The 15,685-nt window shown below is 61.6% G+C and carries 14 protein-coding genes; 13 read left to right on the top strand and 1 reads right to left on the bottom strand.

From position 1 onward, the window contains the following. Positions 1-111: 111 nt before the first annotated feature. Entirely contained in the window at positions 112-1,098 is a 987-nt protein-coding gene (locus AB5750_RS03600) for a zinc-ribbon domain-containing protein (RefSeq protein WP_271737224.1), read from the bottom strand. A gap of 240 nt (positions 1,099-1,338) precedes the next feature. On the opposite strand from AB5750_RS03600, the gene tmk reads away from it, so the two are divergent. The 13 genes from tmk (at position 1,339) to AB5750_RS03535 (ending at position 15,196) form a co-directional block, all read left to right on the top strand. Next, the gene (gene tmk, locus AB5750_RS03595; protein WP_161115023.1) at positions 1,339-2,022 is read left to right on the top strand and encodes a dTMP kinase; all 684 of its coding nucleotides are present in this window, start codon (positions 1,339-1,341) and stop codon (positions 2,020-2,022) included. A gap of 1 nt (position 2,023) precedes the next feature. Further along, positions 2,024-3,151: a DNA polymerase III subunit gene (locus AB5750_RS03590; protein WP_368145690.1), complete on the top strand. Its 1,128-nt coding sequence runs from the start codon at positions 2,024-2,026 to the stop codon at positions 3,149-3,151. Further along, a complete protein-coding gene (locus tag AB5750_RS03585) occupies positions 3,142-4,842 on the top strand; it encodes a PSP1 domain-containing protein (protein ID WP_368145691.1) in 1,701 nt (566 codons plus the stop codon). Before AB5750_RS03590 ends, AB5750_RS03585 begins: the two co-directional genes overlap by 10 nt. 102 nt (positions 4,843-4,944) lie before the next feature. Continuing rightward, entirely contained in the window at positions 4,945-5,751 is an 807-nt protein-coding gene (locus AB5750_RS03580; protein WP_368145692.1) for a phosphoribosyltransferase family protein, read from the top strand. 11 nt (positions 5,752-5,762) lie between these two features. Next, positions 5,763-6,872 (top strand): hypothetical protein, encoded by a 1,110-nt coding sequence (locus AB5750_RS03575; RefSeq protein WP_368145693.1) that lies wholly within the window; start codon positions 5,763-5,765, stop codon positions 6,870-6,872. A gap of 733 nt (positions 6,873-7,605) precedes the next feature. Next, positions 7,606-8,631 carry a substrate-binding periplasmic protein gene (locus AB5750_RS03570; RefSeq protein ID WP_368145710.1) on the top strand — a complete coding sequence of 342 codons (1,026 nt, stop codon included), beginning with the start codon at positions 7,606-7,608 and terminating at the stop codon, positions 8,629-8,631. Between the two features lie 317 nt (positions 8,632-8,948). Continuing rightward, positions 8,949-9,533 carry a ribosome hibernation-promoting factor, HPF/YfiA family gene (hpf, locus tag AB5750_RS03565; protein ID WP_368145694.1) on the top strand — a complete coding sequence of 195 codons (585 nt, stop codon included), beginning with the start codon at positions 8,949-8,951 and terminating at the stop codon, positions 9,531-9,533. 79 nt (positions 9,534-9,612) lie between these two features. After that, positions 9,613-10,566: a DegV family protein gene (locus AB5750_RS03560; protein WP_368145695.1), complete on the top strand. Its 954-nt coding sequence runs from the start codon at positions 9,613-9,615 to the stop codon at positions 10,564-10,566. A gap of 56 nt (positions 10,567-10,622) precedes the next feature. After that, positions 10,623-11,744 (top strand): NAD(P)-dependent oxidoreductase, encoded by a 1,122-nt coding sequence (locus tag AB5750_RS03555; protein ID WP_438266018.1) that lies wholly within the window; start codon positions 10,623-10,625, stop codon positions 11,742-11,744. Between the two features lie 5 nt (positions 11,745-11,749). Then, positions 11,750-12,178, top strand: coding sequence for a hypothetical protein (locus tag AB5750_RS03550; RefSeq protein ID WP_055310425.1), 429 nt, complete (start codon positions 11,750-11,752; stop codon positions 12,176-12,178). A gap of 15 nt (positions 12,179-12,193) precedes the next feature. Next, positions 12,194-12,892, top strand: a complete 699-nt coding sequence (locus AB5750_RS03545; RefSeq protein ID WP_368145696.1) for a hypothetical protein — start codon at positions 12,194-12,196, stop codon at positions 12,890-12,892. 6 nt (positions 12,893-12,898) lie between these two features. Beyond that, on the top strand, positions 12,899-13,984 hold the full coding sequence (locus AB5750_RS03540) for an isocitrate/isopropylmalate dehydrogenase family protein (protein WP_117743273.1): 1,086 nt from the start codon (positions 12,899-12,901) through the stop codon (positions 13,982-13,984). A 126-nt stretch (positions 13,985-14,110) separates the two neighbouring features. Then, the gene (locus AB5750_RS03535) at positions 14,111-15,196 is read left to right on the top strand and encodes a hypothetical protein (RefSeq protein ID WP_368145697.1); all 1,086 of its coding nucleotides are present in this window, start codon (positions 14,111-14,113) and stop codon (positions 15,194-15,196) included. Positions 15,197-15,685 lie beyond the last annotated feature (489 nt).

Here is a 15,685-nt window from a genome sequence, read left to right as displayed (position 1 = left end):
AAACATCACCTAAAACAAAAACGAGCGAGGACCCCGCGATCCTCGCTCGTTTTTTAGGCAGTCATTGGGGACGTTCTTTAATGACTAGTCGTTTAAGACCGTCGCATGTGACTAGTTCACTTCGACGGGTTTGGCGCCGGGATAGCGCTCCTCAAAGTCTAGGCGGTACTTATTGTCATTGGTGCCCGCCACGTTGTCGCGCGACAGCGGCGCCACGATCTCATTCTTGTGGTCCGCAGGCTTGGCGTATTTCAGGCTGATCTCCCAGGCATCACAGATTGCGTCAATGCGGTGATCCAGGTCGTCGTACAGGGCGATGATGTCCTTCCAGGAGCTGTAGTTCTTGGAGCTCGTCGGGACGTCTAGGTCCTCGACGATGTCGTAATACTGCTCGATGGTGTTCTCCGTGCGCTCGGCGACGTCGGCGAGATTTTGACGGGTGGTTCGATCCTCTTCCAGATAGCTGCCGTTGAAGTTCTGCGCGCAGCCACGGACGTAGTTGTCGAGGTCTTCGAGCAAGTCGTAGTATTCGCTTAGTCGGCGGTAGAGATTCTGCTCGGAGAGCGTTGCTTCGCCGCCATCCTCGTCGTCGTCATCGTCATCATCGTCGTACAGGCTGTTGGGATCGCCGAGAGGCTTTAGGTCATCGTCGTCGACGTCATGGTGCAGCTTAGCTACCTCGGCGGTCGTCTGCGTGGCGGCGTTGTCGAAAGGCTTGATCACAAAGAAAACGACCAGGGCGATGATGATCGCCACCAGCACAACGATAACGGCGATAAGCGGCCCGGTGCCGCTCTTTTTGGGAGCGGGGGTCTGTGGTGAAGCGGGCGCGTATGCGGGAGCCGGCTGCTGTTGGGGCGAGCCACTCGCGACGGGTACGCGCTGCGTAGTCTCGACGGTCGCGGGGCCTGCGGCGGGGTCGGGGCGATAGGCGAGGGGGTCGTCCGCCTTGGCTTGCGGCGTATCGAGGGAACCGGTCTGCTCAAAAGCGGGCTGGCTATCGCTCGCGGTTGTTTGCTCAACGGGTGCACCGCACGAGGTGCAGAACTTGGCATCATCTGCAAGAAGCTTGCCGCACGAGGCGCAATACCGAGACATTGCCACTCCTTTCGCCACATTTCAATGCAATACGACGATTATACCCAGCGTCCAAAATTCCCCATCATAAGTTGCGGTGAAATAGGGACTGTTTGGCGGTCTCAGAGCTTCAATCAGTCCCTATTTCACCGCAACTTTGGAAAGGCACCTTTAGCCATTGGGGACGCACCGAGCACTGGGGTATCATGGCTTGGTTGCTATAAATCGCATTTACGCGCCTTGTAGGAAGGGGCTGCGCCCATGGCTTTTGAGCCCGCTCAACATAGCTTTATCACGCTCGAGGGCGTCGACGGTGCCGGCAAGTCCACGCAGGCGCGCCTGCTTGCCCGCGCGCTCGAACTCGCTGGCTACCAGGTTGTGAGCCTGCGCGAGCCGGGCGGTACCGCCATCAGCGAAAAGATCCGTGCTCTGCTGCTCGACCCCGCCAACACGGCGATGGGTGACACCTGCGAGCTGCTGCTCTACGAGGCGGCGCGTGCCCAGCTGGTGCACGAGGTCATAGCTCCCGCCCTTGCTGCCGGCAAGGTGGTCCTGTGCGACCGCTTCTACGATTCCACAACCTGCTATCAGGCGTTTGCCGATGGCCTCGACCGTCAGATGGTACGCGATGCCAACAACCTGGCTGTCGCCGGTACGCATCCGGCGCTCACGCTCGTCTACCACATCACACCCGAGCAGGCGGCGTTACGCATGGCAGCCCGTGGCGCGGCAGATCGCATGGAGGCAAAAGGCATGGCCTTCCAAGAGCGCGTCTACCAGGGATTTTGCGCCATTGCCGCCGAGGAACCAAACCGCGTAAAGCTCATCGACGCGACCGCGTCCATCGAGGACGTCTTCGCGCAGACGGTCGAGCAGGTTCGCGCCTACGGCCTCGACATTTCCCAGGACGCCGTCACCGCCGCGCTTGCCCAGGAGGCCGAGTAGCATGGCCCCCGCTCAGGCAAGCCTACTGGCCAAGCTCGACACCCAAGAGCGCGTGCGCGACTTTTTGACCAATGCCGTCGCCAGCGGTCGCGCATCGCACGCCTACCTGTTTTTGGGCGCGCCCGGCGCGGGCAAGCTCGACGCCGCGTGGGCGCTCGCCCAAGCCTTCCTGTGCGAGCAGGATGGCTGCGGCTCATGCGATAGCTGCGTGCGCGTCACCCGCCATACACACCCCGACGTGCACTATTACACGCCCGAGAGCGCCACGGGCTACCTCATCGCCCAGACCCGCGAGCTGCTCGATGACGTGCCTCTGGCGCCCATCCGTGCCAAGGCCAAGGTCTACATCATCGACCGTGCCGAGCAACTGCGCGCCAACACCGCCAACGCACTGCTCAAAACACTCGAGGAGCCGCCCGAGGGCGTTATGTTCATCCTGCTGGGCACCTCGGCAGACGTGATGTTGCCCACCATCGTGAGCCGCTGCCAGTGCGTGCCGTTTCGGCTGGTATCGCCCGCCGTCGCCGCGCAGGCCGTGAGCCGCGCCACCGGTCAGGACCCTGCGCGTTGCCGCATGGCCGTCGCCGTAGCGGGAAGCCCCACGCGCGGTATCGAGTTCCTCAAGAGCGCCGAGCGCCAGGACGCCCGTCGCCAGATGGTCCGTGCCATCGACTCGCTCATCGCCGCCGACGAGGCCGATGTGCTCAGTCGCGCCAAGTCGCTCATTGTCGCCGTTAAGGCGCCGCTCGCCGAGGTCAAGTCCACGCAGGAAAAGGTGCTCGAGCAAAATGCCGACTACCTGTCGCGTGGAGCATTGAAGCAGCTTGAGGACCGCAACAAGCGCGAACTCAACGCGCGCGAGCGTTCGGGTATCATGGAAGCGCTGGCGAGCGCGCGGACGCTCATGCGCGACGTGCTGCTGACGCTACAGGATGGGGCGGCAGACGTTGTGAACGAGGACGTGCGCGACACGATCGGGCGGCTTGCCGCGGCGACGAATGTTGCGGGTGCCACCCGGGCGCTCGAGGCGGTTGCCACCGCTGAGCGCAACATCGCCAGAAACGTTACTCCCCAGCTGGCCATCGAGGTCATGCTGTTCGATATCAGGAAGGCACTGAAATGCCGTTAGTCGTACCCGTTAAGTTTACCTACGCCTCGCGCGACCTGTGGTTCGACCCACAGGATCTGGATATCCTCGAGGCCGATTATGCCATCTGCTCCACCGAGCGCGGAACCGAGATCGGCCTGGTCACGGCCGACCCCTTCGAGGTGCCGCAAGACGAGATCGGTCAGCCGCTCAAGCCTGTGTTGCGCGTAGCGAGCGACATCGACCTGCAGCTTGCCGACGACCTGGCTATCCAGGGTGACGAGGCCATGGTCGACTTCCGCCGTCTGGTCAAGGAGCTCGACCTCGAGATGAAGCCGGTCGGCGTCGAGTACCTGTTTGGCGGCGAGAAGGCCGTGTTCTACTTTGCGGCCGAGGAGCGCGTCGATTTCCGTCAGCTCGTCAAGGACCTGTCCTCGACGCTGCACATTCGCGTCGACATGCGCCAGATCGGCGTGCGCGACGAGACCCGCCTGGTGGGCGGCTATGCCCAGTGCGGCCAGGAGCTCTGCTGCACGCGCTTTGGCGGACAGTTTGAGCCCGTCTCGATCCGCATGGCAAAAGAGCAGGACCTGCCGCTCAATTCCTCCAAGATCAGCGGCGTTTGCGGCCGCCTGATGTGCTGCCTGCGCTATGAGTTCGAAGCGTACAAGGACTTTAAGAGCCGTGCGCCCAAAAAGAAGACGCTCATCGATACGCCGCTTGGCAAGGCGCGCATCCAGGAATATGACACGCCGCGTGAGCAGCTGGTGTTGCGCCTGGAGAACGGCAAAGTCTTTAAGGTCAACCTGGCCGACATGACCTGCTCTGAGGGCTGCAAAAAGAAGGCCGCCGAGCAGGGCTGCAACTGCCGCCCCGACTGCGTGACGCGCGATGTGCTCGAGCGTATCGAGTCGCCCGAGATGCGCCTGGCGCTTATGGAGCTCGACCGCGAGAACGGCGTCGACGTGGGCGATGGCCTGTCGAGTGCCGACCGTCTGGCTGGCACGTCGATGCCCAAGCGCCGCCGTCGCGATGCGGACGCCGATACCCGTGCCGGTCAGAGCCAGGGCGAGGGTCGCGGCCGCGGTAAGGGTCGCGGCAAGGCCGAGGCACCCGAGGCCGAGGGAGCGGCCGATGGCCGTCGCCGCCGCAAGCGCACGGGCTCGGGCGATGCTACCGAGGCTGCAGCCGCGGGCAAGAACTCCTCCCGCGAGCGCGAGGCTCAGCAGCCTCAGCAGCAGAATCGCGGCGGCGGCATGAACCCCACACGACGTCGCCGCCGTCATCTGTCGAGCGAGGAGCGCGAGGACGCCTTCCGCGCCGCAGCTGCTCGCGAGGCTGGTGCCGCTTCCAAGGGCGCCTCGGCCTCCGATGCGCCTGCCGACAAGGGCGGCAAGTCACGTGGCGAGGAGGAGCGCGTGCCGCGCCCGCGCCGTCGCCATTCCTCGGGCGCGCAGCAGAAGCCCTCAGTGCCCTCCGTGGCCGATCAGGTCTCGGATGGCGAGGTCAAGGTCACGCGCCGTCGTCCCGGAGATGGCGGGGGAGCGGCTGCCAAGGCTTCGCGTGGCGCCGCTCGCGACGAGCGCGAGCCGCGCGAGGACCGCGGTGGCGAGGGCTCGGCCGACCAGGGTCAAAAGCGCCGTCGCCGTCGCCGTTCCCGCAAGCCGCGCCAGGATGGTGGTGAGGGCTCGACCCCGTCTTCGTCCGCACCACAACCGCCCGCCGGCGAATAACGCCCGCGAGCGGATTTAGCTCGCCTTGCCCCGAGCGCATCGGGGTATCATAGCGCCGAATCAACAACCCTCCCCGCGACCGAACGTAGGGAGGGTTGTGTCTTGAAGAGCCATCTGAACATATTGAGCCGCCTGCAGGGCGCCGGCGCCCTGCCGTTTGCGGACGAATTGCTACCGTTTGCCGAGCGGGTGGCACGCGAGGCGCTCGAGGCATTGTCGCCAACACGATGTGCCGGCTGCGAGCGCGCCGGTACGCTTATTTGCCAAGACTGCCTGGCTGCGCTCACGCTCATCGACCCACGTCATAGCTGCACCCGATGCGGCGCCCCGTTTGGGGATTTGCTGTGCACTGAGTGTTCGGTCGAGAGCACGTCCTCGGCAATGGCGGAGGCGCTCGATCGCTGCCTGGCGTGCGCCGTCTATGCGCATCCGCTGCCGCGCATCATTAAAGCGTACAAGGATGCGGGCGAGCGACGTCTGGCTCCGTATCTGGCGGAGCTGCTCTACGACACCGCCCTGCATGCCCAGGTCGTAGCGCCCGATCGCTACGGAGGTGTGCTGTCCGGTGCGGATGCGGTGGTGTTTGTGCCTGCGACGGCGGCAGCGTTTCGGCGGCGTGGTTTTGATCATATGGAGGCCATTGCGCGCCCATTTTGCGAGCTGTCGGGTGTTCCTCTGCTCGAAGCCCTCGTTAAGTACGGCCATGGCGACCAGCGTGAACTCGGTCGTGAAGAACGCCGTGAACGCGCCCGAGGCATGTACGAGACCGTTGAGGACGTGCGGGGCCGCCGCCTGCTGCTTATCGACGACGTTATCACCACGGGTGCGACGATGGCAGCGGCTTCGGCGGAACTCAAGCGCGCCGGTGCCGCGGCCGTTGATGGCCTCGCTATCGCACGCGTTTGGTAGGGGTGATTCATGTGGCGGTAACAATCAGGCAGTGCAATAAACCGACAAAAGAGCAGCTAGCGGCTTCCGTGATCCTGACGGGCGCCTCGGCGTTGCGCATGATTCGAGCCGAGCGCCGGCAGATGGGCTACATCGGCTGGAAGGACTTTGAGCCCGAGGAGGAGTGTCGCGTGCTGTGTACGTTATCGCCTTCGACCGAGGATATCTATCTTCCCGACCTGGTGCGAATTGGAGCCAAAAGCGGCGAGGTGCAAGAAGATCTGTGCTTGCTGGTGGGATCTGCGGCGCAGCGCCGCCGCATACCTGGCGTGGGCTGGTCCGTGTGTTCCGGGTTGCCTGCCGGCTCGATTCTAGAGGTGGAACCGGGGGTGTACAGTCTATCTCCCGAGGCCCTTTGTGTTGCCGTTGCGCGCGAGGTCGGCTGCATCCAGGCGTTTGCCCTGGCCCAGGAGCTGTGCTCTAAGATTTCACTGAGCGACCGCGGGAAGTATCTGCCTCCCTACACCTCGCCTGTTACGAATAAACTTGCAAAGGACAAGGACCAGCCAGCAGACGTGGGCTACTTTGAAGTCGAACCGGTGCTGACGCCCGATCGCCTGGCAGATTACCTTGCGGCATGCAAGGGGAATGTGGCCAAACAGCTGCTGCGCCTGTGTCCCCACCTGTCAGAAAACCTGCGCTCGCCCATGGAGTGCATCATGCTCGCTCTGTTTTCGCTTCCGTTTTCCTATGGCGGATTTGCCTGCGGTCCCTTTAAGACCGACTACAAGATCGAGTTCGATGACCGCGCGCAGGCAATCTCGGGGATGCCTCATGCAGTTTGCGATGCGTATCAAGAAGCGGCCCGGTTTGACCTGGAATACAACGGTGAGCTGGGCCATTCCTCTCGGAGGGGACGTATCCATGATGAAAAGCGCAACACGGGCTTGATTACTATGGGAATCGAGGTCGCGACGGTCAATAGCGAAATGCTCTGTGACATGGAAGCGATGGAAGCGCTCGCATGGCGCATGCACCAGCGTATGCGAAAGCGGTACCGGAATCGTGTCGATGCCCGCAGGAAGAAGCAAGAGGCGTTGCTTAACACGCTGCGGGCGTGTTTTGGGCTTAAGCCGGTCTAATTCACGTCGAAAATAGGGGGTTAATCATATGCCCTGGCCAAAATATGGCAAATATGAGTACTGTCACTAAATCAGTAACAGCAAAATCAAGGAATTTAGGACTCGGGGGCGTCATAAAGTAAGAAGATAATAAACAAATGTAGAATAACTAAGCATCAGGTTGGCGACACTGAGCGCATAATCTGTCCGAGAGGCCAAAATTGCCTGTTACTAAATTGGTGACAGTACTCATATTTGCCATTTTTTGGCCACAGCACCCTAGGAAGGGTGCCCCGGAGCTCCCCATAGGGGGAGCTCCGGGCTTCACAGGGGCACGAATAGCCCACTCCGACCTGCGAAATCTGTACTCGCGATGCGAATGACGCCCCTAACCTTAAACTATAGCTTGAACTTAGCTATAATGCGCTACGTTCCTACCAGGCTGTGGTTGCGGACGGACGAAATGCCCGTCCTAGTCCAAGACAGACGCGGTCAAAGGGATCCACGTAAGCGACCGCGTGCGCGCGGCGCGATCATGGCGCGTCCTAGATGTAAGCCGCACCGTCCGTTCTACTTTCTTTGGGGCAATACCGCCTCGCGGGCGAGCGGGCCAGTCGTGAAGGTGGCTGCGGCCTCCCGAGCAAACACCCCGGTGCGCAAGTGTGGGGTCAAATACCAGGTCAGCTGGTGGGAACAATCTGATATTCCGCGCAACGCACGGATCGTATACGACACAGAAGGCAGGGTAGTGGACATGGTGAGGGGCAGCTTGATGCACGCGGCTCGGTTAGGTGCTGGGACCGCAGCGGTCATCGCCGTTTTGGGCCTGAGCGGATGCGCGTTCAACCCGCTGTCTACGTTCACGACTCCCACGATCGACCAGATCGAGTACGAGACCGTCACGCCCGCGGTGTCGGATGATGCCCTGGTCACCCCCGGTACCCTGACGGTTGCCCTCGATACCTCCGATGCGCCGCAGGCCATGCAGGGCGCTGACGGCGAGCTCACGGGGTATGCAGTCGACGCTGCCCGCGCCCTCGCAAGCCGCATGGGCCTTAAGGTCGCCTTTGTCGATGCATCCTCGGCGGGTTCCGCGCTCGGTGACAAAAAGGCTGATATCTTTATCGGCGAGATCAACTCCACGGACGGGGACGTTAGCTCGCTCGGCACCTGCCTGTACGATGCCGCTTCCGTGTTCGGAAAAACCAGCGATGGTGGGTCGCTAAGCGTTTCCACCGATACCCTTAACACGTCTACTCTGGGTATTCAGATGTCCTCGGCCTCGCAGGAGGCGCTTGCTAAGCAGAGCATCACCGCCAACCAAAAGACCTACTCCAACATCAACGAGTGCTTTGAGGCGCTCGAGTCCGGCGAGGTCGACTATGTGGTCTGCGACTCCACGGCCGGCGGCTACCTTGCACGCCTGATGAGCGAGGTCTCCTATGTCGGTGCGCTCGAGGCGCCCTCGACGCTTGGTGTTGCGGGCCTCTCGTCCAATGACGAACTGTGCCGTGCCGTGAGCGATGCCCTCGACGACATCACGGTCGACGGTACGCTCGAGGCGGTTCACTGCGTCTGGTACGGTCAGATTCCCTACGACCTCACCACTAAGACGGTTTCGGGCGCTAACGTGCAACCGGGCGACTCTGAGTCCAGTGAGACCACGTCCTCCGGCAGCGAGTCTTTCGATTCCAACAATGAGACCGCATCCTCCGAGGACAAATCGTCCAGCCAGGAAGGCACCATCACTGACGATGACATTAACAAACTCAATAGCTAGTTATTGCCAGGGGTGGTGTCTCCTATACGTTGGAAAGGACACCTCTTCACGGTTTCAACATGCACTGCCGGGCTTCCCCAATAGGGGAGCCCGGCTTTTTCATCCCTATAAAACCAGCAGGTCAAAGCCAATTTTCGGGACCAAATACAAATCTGTCGGCTCCCTCCTATAGCGCACTTTGCCATGGAAAAGTACGAGACTTCGGTATGCGGTATCAAGCAATCGTTATTCGGGTCTTTGGGAATCCGCGTGATTAAATGCACGGCAATGGGTACATAGCCAGTACAGTAAGTCCCCGAGGCAGATTGGAGCCACGTATGGATATCAAGGTTTCTGGACGCAAGACGACGGTAACCGATGCTCTGCGTGCGCATGTGGATGAGAAGATCGGCGAGGCGCTCAAGGTTTTCGATATCGAGCCCATGACGGTCGACGTTGTACTTCGCTATGAGAAGAACCCCTCGAACCCCAACCCGGCAATCGTCGAGGTCACGGTTCGCGCTCGCGGTTCTGTGATTCGCGTTGCCGAGCACGGTGCCGATATGTACGCCGCCATCGACCTCTCCGCCGACAAGGTCACCCGCCAGCTGCGCAAGTTTAAGACCAAGGTCGTGGACAACCGCCAGGGCGGTGCCAGCGCTGCGGATGTCGCACCGGTCGAGCGCGTCGACGATTTGGCCGACCTGCTGCTGCCCGAGGAGGACGACGACCTGCTCGTCCGCGAGAAGGTCATCGACGTCACCCCGATGACTGAGGAGCAGGCGCTGGTGCAGACCGATCTGCTGGGCCACGACTTCTACGTGTTCGAGAACGCGACGACTGGCCTCATCAATGTGGTGTATCACCGTAAGAATGGTGGATATGGCATCATCAAGCCCCGTATCGAAACACTTGACGAGTAAAATACGTTAACTTGCATGAGTTAACGGCTGGCGGCCATCCCATGCGGGTGGCCGCCTTTTTACGTAAGGAGTCGCTTTGATGGACAAGGCTGCATCCGCCGGCCATTCAGACCGCTGCCGCATCGTCGTCGATACCTGCTGCGACTTTAGCCCCGAGGTCGCCGCGAACCTCGATGTCGATATCCTGGGCTTCCCCTTCATCATCGATGGCGAGGAGCGCACGGACGACATCTGGTCGAGTATCACGCCCAAGGAGTTCTACGACCGCATGCGCGCCGGCGCCCGCGTGTCCACCTCGGCCGTGTCGCTCGGTCGCTATATCGAGTTCTTTACCGAGTGCGCCAAAGAGGGCACGCCCACGGTCTACCTGTGCTTTACCTCGGCGCTGTCGTCGAGCTACAACTCCGCGTGCCAGGCGGCAGATGCCGTGCGTGCCGAGTATCCCGACTTTGAGCTGTACGTTGTCGATAACGCCCTGCCTTGCGCGACCGGTGAGCTGCTGGCGCTCGAGGCAGTCCGTCAGCGCTCGGCGGGCCTAACTGCCAAGCAGCTGGTCGAATGGGCAAACGAGGCCAAGACCTACGTCCATGGCTACTTTACGCTCGAGAGCTTTGACGCGCTGGCGGCCGGCGGCCGCATTCCGCCCGCGGCGGCGCAGCTCACGGCTAAGCTCGACGTCAAGCCCGAGCTCTCCTACGACCTGGCCGGCTCGCTGTCGCTCATCGGTGTCAACCGCGGCCGCAAGAAGGCGCTCAAGTCCATCCTCAAGTCGTTCCGCGAGAACTACGTGCCCGATCGCACTATGCCCATCGCCATCATGACGGCCGATGCCGAGAAGGACGGCGATTGGCTCGAGGCCGCCATCCGCAAGGAGGAAGGCTGCGCCGACGTCACCATCATCCGCAGTTCCGTGGGCCCCACCATCGGCTCGCACGTGGGTCCCGGCATGGTGGCCTGCGCGTTTTGGGGTAAGAACCGCGCCGAGAAGGCCTCGCTTTCCGACCGCATCGCGCGTCGCGTACGTGGCGAGTAGGCGAGCGCTGCGGCCGCAAACGCCCTCAAGTCACTGCCCAAACGCTGGCATCGAGTATTCAACCTGGTAACAACACCCAACCCAAAAGGAAAGGTTTCATGGCAAACAAGCTCTCCGTCGCATTCATCGGCACCGGAATCATGGGTGCCCCCATCGCCGGCCACATCCTGGACGCCGGCTACCCCGTCACGGTCAACAACCGCACCAAGTCCAAGGCCGCCGCGCTTATCGAGCGCGGCGCCGTCTGGGCCGATACGCCGGCCGAGGCCGTGGCGAACGCCGATGTCGTCTTTACCATGGTGGGCTATCCCTCCGAGGTCGAGGAGCTCTATCTGGCGGGCAACGGCCTGCTTGCGTGCACCAAGCCGGGCGCGGTCTTGATCGACCTCACCACGAGCTCGCCCGAGCTCGCCCGTGACATTGCCGAGGCCGCCCAGGTTTCTGGTCGCATGGCGTTTGACTGCCCCGTCACCGGCGGCGAGTCGGGTGCTATCGCCGGCACGCTCACGGCTATCGTGGGCGCTACCGAGAACGACATCGCCCCGGTCCGCGACATCCTTGCCACCTTTGCGGCCAACATCTGCTGCTTCGACGGCGCCGGCAAGGGCCAGGCTGCCAAGCTCGCCAATCAGGTGTCGCTGGGCGCCTGCATGGTCGGCATGGCGGACGCCATGGCATTTGCCGAGCTGAGCGGCCTTGACCTGGAGAAGACCCGCCAGATGATCCTGGGCGGCACCGGTAAGTCCGGCGCCATGGAGAGCCTGGCGCCCAAGGCGCTCGACGGCGACTACAAGCCCGGCTTTATGGTCGAGCACTTCATTAAGGACCTGCGTCTGGCGCTCGCCTACGCCGATGATCGCGAGCTCGCGCTGCCCGGCGCCGACGTCGCCTTTACGCTCTATGACATGCTCGACGCCATCGGCGGCGCCAAGCTGGGTACCCAGGCCATCACGGTCCTCTATAAGGAGGAGGCCGACGCCATTGCCGCCGGTCTGGACTGGTCGCAGTATCGTCCCGAAGAGCATGGCGCTCACGAGGAAGGCTGCGGTTGCGGCGAGCATGGCGACGACCACGAGTGCGGTTGCGGCCACCACCATGGCGAGGACCACGAGTGCTGCGGCGGCCACGGCCATGACGACGGCCACGAGTGCTGCTGCGGCCACCATCACGGGGAGTAGCGCCCATGAGCTGGACGTTCGTGGTGCTTGCGCTGGTGCTCTTTCTCTTTGCGATCTACATCGGCTTTTTGTGCGGCCAGTGGGCGTGCGAAAAGCGCGTCATCACCAAGCGCGACTACTGGATCGCCAATTTTGCAGGTGCGGCGGCAGTCGTCCTGCTAACCTGGGTGTTTTCGCTGTTCCCGCTGGTGCAGTTTGCGCCGATCGGCTGGCTCGGCGGCTTTATCGCCGGCCTTAAGATGAGTTTTGGCGAGTCCGTCGGCCCGTGGCGCAAGCACGACGAGGTCTTTAACGTCAACAAGGCTCACCGCGCCGCCGCCGACGCGGGCGATGCCGAGGAGCGTCGCCGCGCACGCCGCAATGGCGCGGCCGACCGACAGCTCATCTCGGTCACCGATGACAGCAAGGGTGCTGGCAAGCACGCTAAGAAATAGTAAGAAGAGGTAACTATGGCAGAAAACAAGGAAGAACAGCTCACCGACGAGGAGCTGGCACGGCTTCAGCTGGCAGAGGAGAACGAGAACGCCGTCGACCGTCTGGTCAAGGAGCTCGGCTGCCCCACGCGCCGTATCCGTCAGTTTGCCGCCCGCGTGCTGCACCTGCTTGCCGAGCGCGATCCGCAGCGCGTCGTGCCCTGCGTGCCCGCGCTGATCGAGGCACTTGACCGCCCCGAGGCTCAGACCCGCTGGGAGGCCCTCGATGCCCTTGCGGCGCTCGCCACCACCTGCCCCGAGCAGCTGGGCGATGCCTTTGAGGGCGCCGAGACCGCGCTGTTCGACGAGATTTCCTCCACGCTGCGCTATGCCGCCTTCCGCCTGCTGTGCGTGTGGGGCGCCACGAGCGTCGAGCGTTCGCGCGAGGCTTGGCCCATCCTGGACGAGGCTATCCAGTGCTACCACGGCGACCTTGAGTATCGCGATATGCTCGGTTGCCTGTACGAGTTTGGCCAGGGCGAGATCGACGCCGAGGTCGCCGAGAAGCTCGCGCTGCGCCTTAAGTTCGACGCCGAGAACGGCAAGGGCAGCTATCTCAAGGCCCGTTCGAGCGAGATTTGCGAAATGCTTGTTAAACGTTTCGGCCTGAATCTCTCCAAAAAGAAGAAGCGTGCTAGCGTTAAAAAATCTGACGACGCCGAAGACGAGGAGTAACAGATTATGGCGCACGATGTAGTCCTGATTCCCGGTGACGGTATCGGTCCCGAGATTACGCAGGCCATGCGCCGCGTGGTCGAGGCCACCGGTGTCCAGATCAACTGGAACGTCCAGGAGGCCGGCGCCGGCGTCATGGACGAGTTTGGCACGCCGCTGCCCCAGCATGTGCTCGATGCGGTCGCCGAGACCAAGGTTGCCATCAAGGGCCCCATCACCACGCCGGTCGGCACGGGCTTCCGCAGCGTTAACGTCGCCCTGCGCAAGCATTTCGACCTGTACGCCTGCGTGCGCCCCTGCCTGTCGCAGCCGGGCGACGGCTCGCGCTTCCGCGACGTCGACCTGGTCATCGTGCGCGAGAACACCGAGGACCTCTACGCCGGCATCGAGTTCGATGAGGGCGCTGCCGAGGTCGAGGAGCTCTCGCAGCTCGTCGAGCGCTCGGGTCAAAAGACCTTCGCCGCCGATTCCGCCATTTCAATTAAGCCGATTTCCATCGCCAAGAGCCGCCGCATTGTGGAGTATGCCTTTGAGTATGCCCGCCGCTGCGGCCGCAAAAAGGTGACGGCCGTGCACAAGGCCAACATCATGAAGGCGACCGACGGCCTGTTCCTGCGCGTGGCGCGCGAGGTGGCCGCCAACTATCCCGATATCGAGTTCAACGACAAGATCGTCGACGCCACCTGCATGGGCCTGGTCCAGAACCCCAACGACTTCGATGTCCTGGTGCTGCCCAACCTGTACGGCGACATCGTGAGCGACCTGTGCGCCGGCCTGGTGGGCGGTCTGGGCATGGCCCCCGGCTCCAACATCGGTGCCGACTGCGCAATCTTTGAGGCTACGCATGGCTCCGCGCCCGATATCGCCGGCCAGGATATCGCCAACCCCACGGCCGAGATCCTCTCTGCTGCGATGATGCTCGATCACCTGGGCGAGAACGACGCTGCCAATCGCATTCGCGCCGCCGTATCTGCCACGCTCGACGAGGGCGAGCAGGTTACCGGTGACGTGCGTCGTGCCCAGACCGGCTCCGTTGAGGGCGCTGTGGGCACGCAGGCCTTTGCCGATGCCGTTATCGCGCACCTGGTCTAAGGTATGCACGCTGCAAACGCCTAAATAGTACTTAAGTGTTTGCGTATAACCTAAGAATCAATACGCCCGGCGCTCTGCCGGGCGTATTCTATTGAGGACTATGTTTCCTAACAAGGAGTAACTGATATGGGTCTGATTCAAAAGAAGGACGAGAAGGACGAGATCGACGGCATCCAGATCATCGAGCGCGGCGAAGGCCCCGACGGTGATGAGGACGAGAAGATCGACCTGGTCGCCGGCACGTCTGCCGAGCATATTGCCGCCGGCACGACCGCCGAGGAGGAGGACGCTCGCCTGGAGGCAAAGTTCGCCGCGGACGCCGCCGACGAGAACCTCATGCCCGAGGAGCAGGACGAGGATGACGACTCCGACGTGGACGACCACGCTTGTAAGCACAAGAAGACGATGATTGTCGCCTTTGTGGTCGCCATCGTGATCGCTGCCGTGGTCGGCTTCTTTATTGGCAACGGTGGTTTTGGCGGCAAGGGTGTCGGCTCGTCGACCCTGACCGAGGACCAGCTCGATTCGACCGTGGCAAGCTATAGCTACAACGGCAAGAAGAGCGACATCACCGCGCGTGAGGCCATCGAGAGCCAGTACAGCCTCGACACCGTCAAGGACGACGACGGCAACTACACCGCTCCGTCTGCCGACGTTATCCTGTCCTACGTGCGCAACCAGATTCTGCTGGACGCTGCCGAGGACGAGGGCATTACCGTCTCTTCCAAGGAAATGAAGCAGTACGCCGAGGATTCCATCGGCACCTCCGACTACAAGACCATGGCCACGCAGTACGGCGTGTCCAAGGACCAGGCCAAGCAGATCGTCCGCCAGTCCGCGACGCTGCAGAAGCTCTACAAGAAGAAGGTGGGCGATAGCTCCGCAAGCATGCCGACCGCCCCGACCGAGCCTGCTGACGGCAACGAGGAGACCGCGAGCAAGGACTACGCCGACTACATCATCAACCTTGCCGGCGATGAGTGGGATAGCTCAAAGGGCACTTGGAAGGATGCCGACAGCACCTATGCCAAGGCCTTTGCCGATGATGCCTTTACGGCCGATAGCGCTACCTATAAGCAGGCCATGACCGCCTACTATACTGCTTATCAGCAGTATTCCTCGCAGGCTTCGAGCGCCAGCTCCAAGTGGACCGAGTACGCCAACGGCCTCTACGCCAAGGCCAACATCAGCATCTACGGCCTGTTTGCGTAAGGTTTGTCCGACCTTTCGAGTGCGAAGCTGAAATATCTGATGAAACCCCCTAGAACGGACATCGTTCTAGGGGGTTTTGCGTTGTAGAGCCATCTGTTGAGATTGGAAAGGTAGATTGTGTGATCGCGCAAGCGCTCCATCGCGTTTCCCCGATTCATATGGGAAAACAACTGCAAACGATTACAAGTAACCGGTGAACGGTCGAAAACTACCGTTCACCGATAATCTCAAAACTGGTTCTAACTGGTATTAAGTCAAAAAGACCAATTCACATATCTTCACAATGACCTGCAATTTTTCTACACGCTATTTTTAGCCGCCCTGCGTTGTTTAGACACAGGAAAAGATCCGATTTTTTGCCAAAGCATTTCGAAACGGTTTCAAAACCGCAGGTAGAAGTGTTAATGACCGGTAAACGGTCGATTTATCACCGTGAGCGGTGCAAAAACGTTTTACCGTATGAATCAACGAAAGCGATCTCTTCTGGGG

Source organism: Collinsella aerofaciens (assembly GCF_040926185.1).
In the GTDB taxonomy this organism is placed as follows: domain Bacteria; phylum Actinomycetota; class Coriobacteriia; order Coriobacteriales; family Coriobacteriaceae; genus Collinsella; species Collinsella aerofaciens_BC.
This window is presented reverse-complemented; position numbering and strand designations above follow the sequence as displayed.

What these genes read in the sequence shown, in the direction of transcription:
- AB5750_RS03600 (WP_271737224.1), bottom strand. Translation starts at nt 1,098, where the DNA reads ATGTCTCGGTATTGCGCCTCGTGCGGCAAGCTTCTTGCAGATGATGCC.
- tmk (WP_161115023.1), top strand. Translation starts at nt 1,339, where the DNA reads ATGGCTTTTGAGCCCGCTCAACATAGCTTTATCACGCTCGAGGGCGTC.
- AB5750_RS03590 (WP_368145690.1), top strand. Translation starts at nt 2,024, where the DNA reads ATGGCCCCCGCTCAGGCAAGCCTACTGGCCAAGCTCGACACCCAAGAG.
- AB5750_RS03585 (WP_368145691.1), top strand. Translation starts at nt 3,142, where the DNA reads ATGCCGTTAGTCGTACCCGTTAAGTTTACCTACGCCTCGCGCGACCTG.
- AB5750_RS03570 (WP_368145710.1), top strand. Translation starts at nt 7,606, where the DNA reads ATGGTGAGGGGCAGCTTGATGCACGCGGCTCGGTTAGGTGCTGGGACC.
- hpf (WP_368145694.1), top strand. Translation starts at nt 8,949, where the DNA reads ATGGATATCAAGGTTTCTGGACGCAAGACGACGGTAACCGATGCTCTG.
- AB5750_RS03560 (WP_368145695.1), top strand. Translation starts at nt 9,613, where the DNA reads ATGGACAAGGCTGCATCCGCCGGCCATTCAGACCGCTGCCGCATCGTC.
- AB5750_RS03550 (WP_055310425.1), top strand. Translation starts at nt 11,750, where the DNA reads ATGAGCTGGACGTTCGTGGTGCTTGCGCTGGTGCTCTTTCTCTTTGCG.
- AB5750_RS03545 (WP_368145696.1), top strand. Translation starts at nt 12,194, where the DNA reads ATGGCAGAAAACAAGGAAGAACAGCTCACCGACGAGGAGCTGGCACGG.
- AB5750_RS03540 (WP_117743273.1), top strand. Translation starts at nt 12,899, where the DNA reads ATGGCGCACGATGTAGTCCTGATTCCCGGTGACGGTATCGGTCCCGAG.
- AB5750_RS03535 (WP_368145697.1), top strand. Translation starts at nt 14,111, where the DNA reads ATGGGTCTGATTCAAAAGAAGGACGAGAAGGACGAGATCGACGGCATC.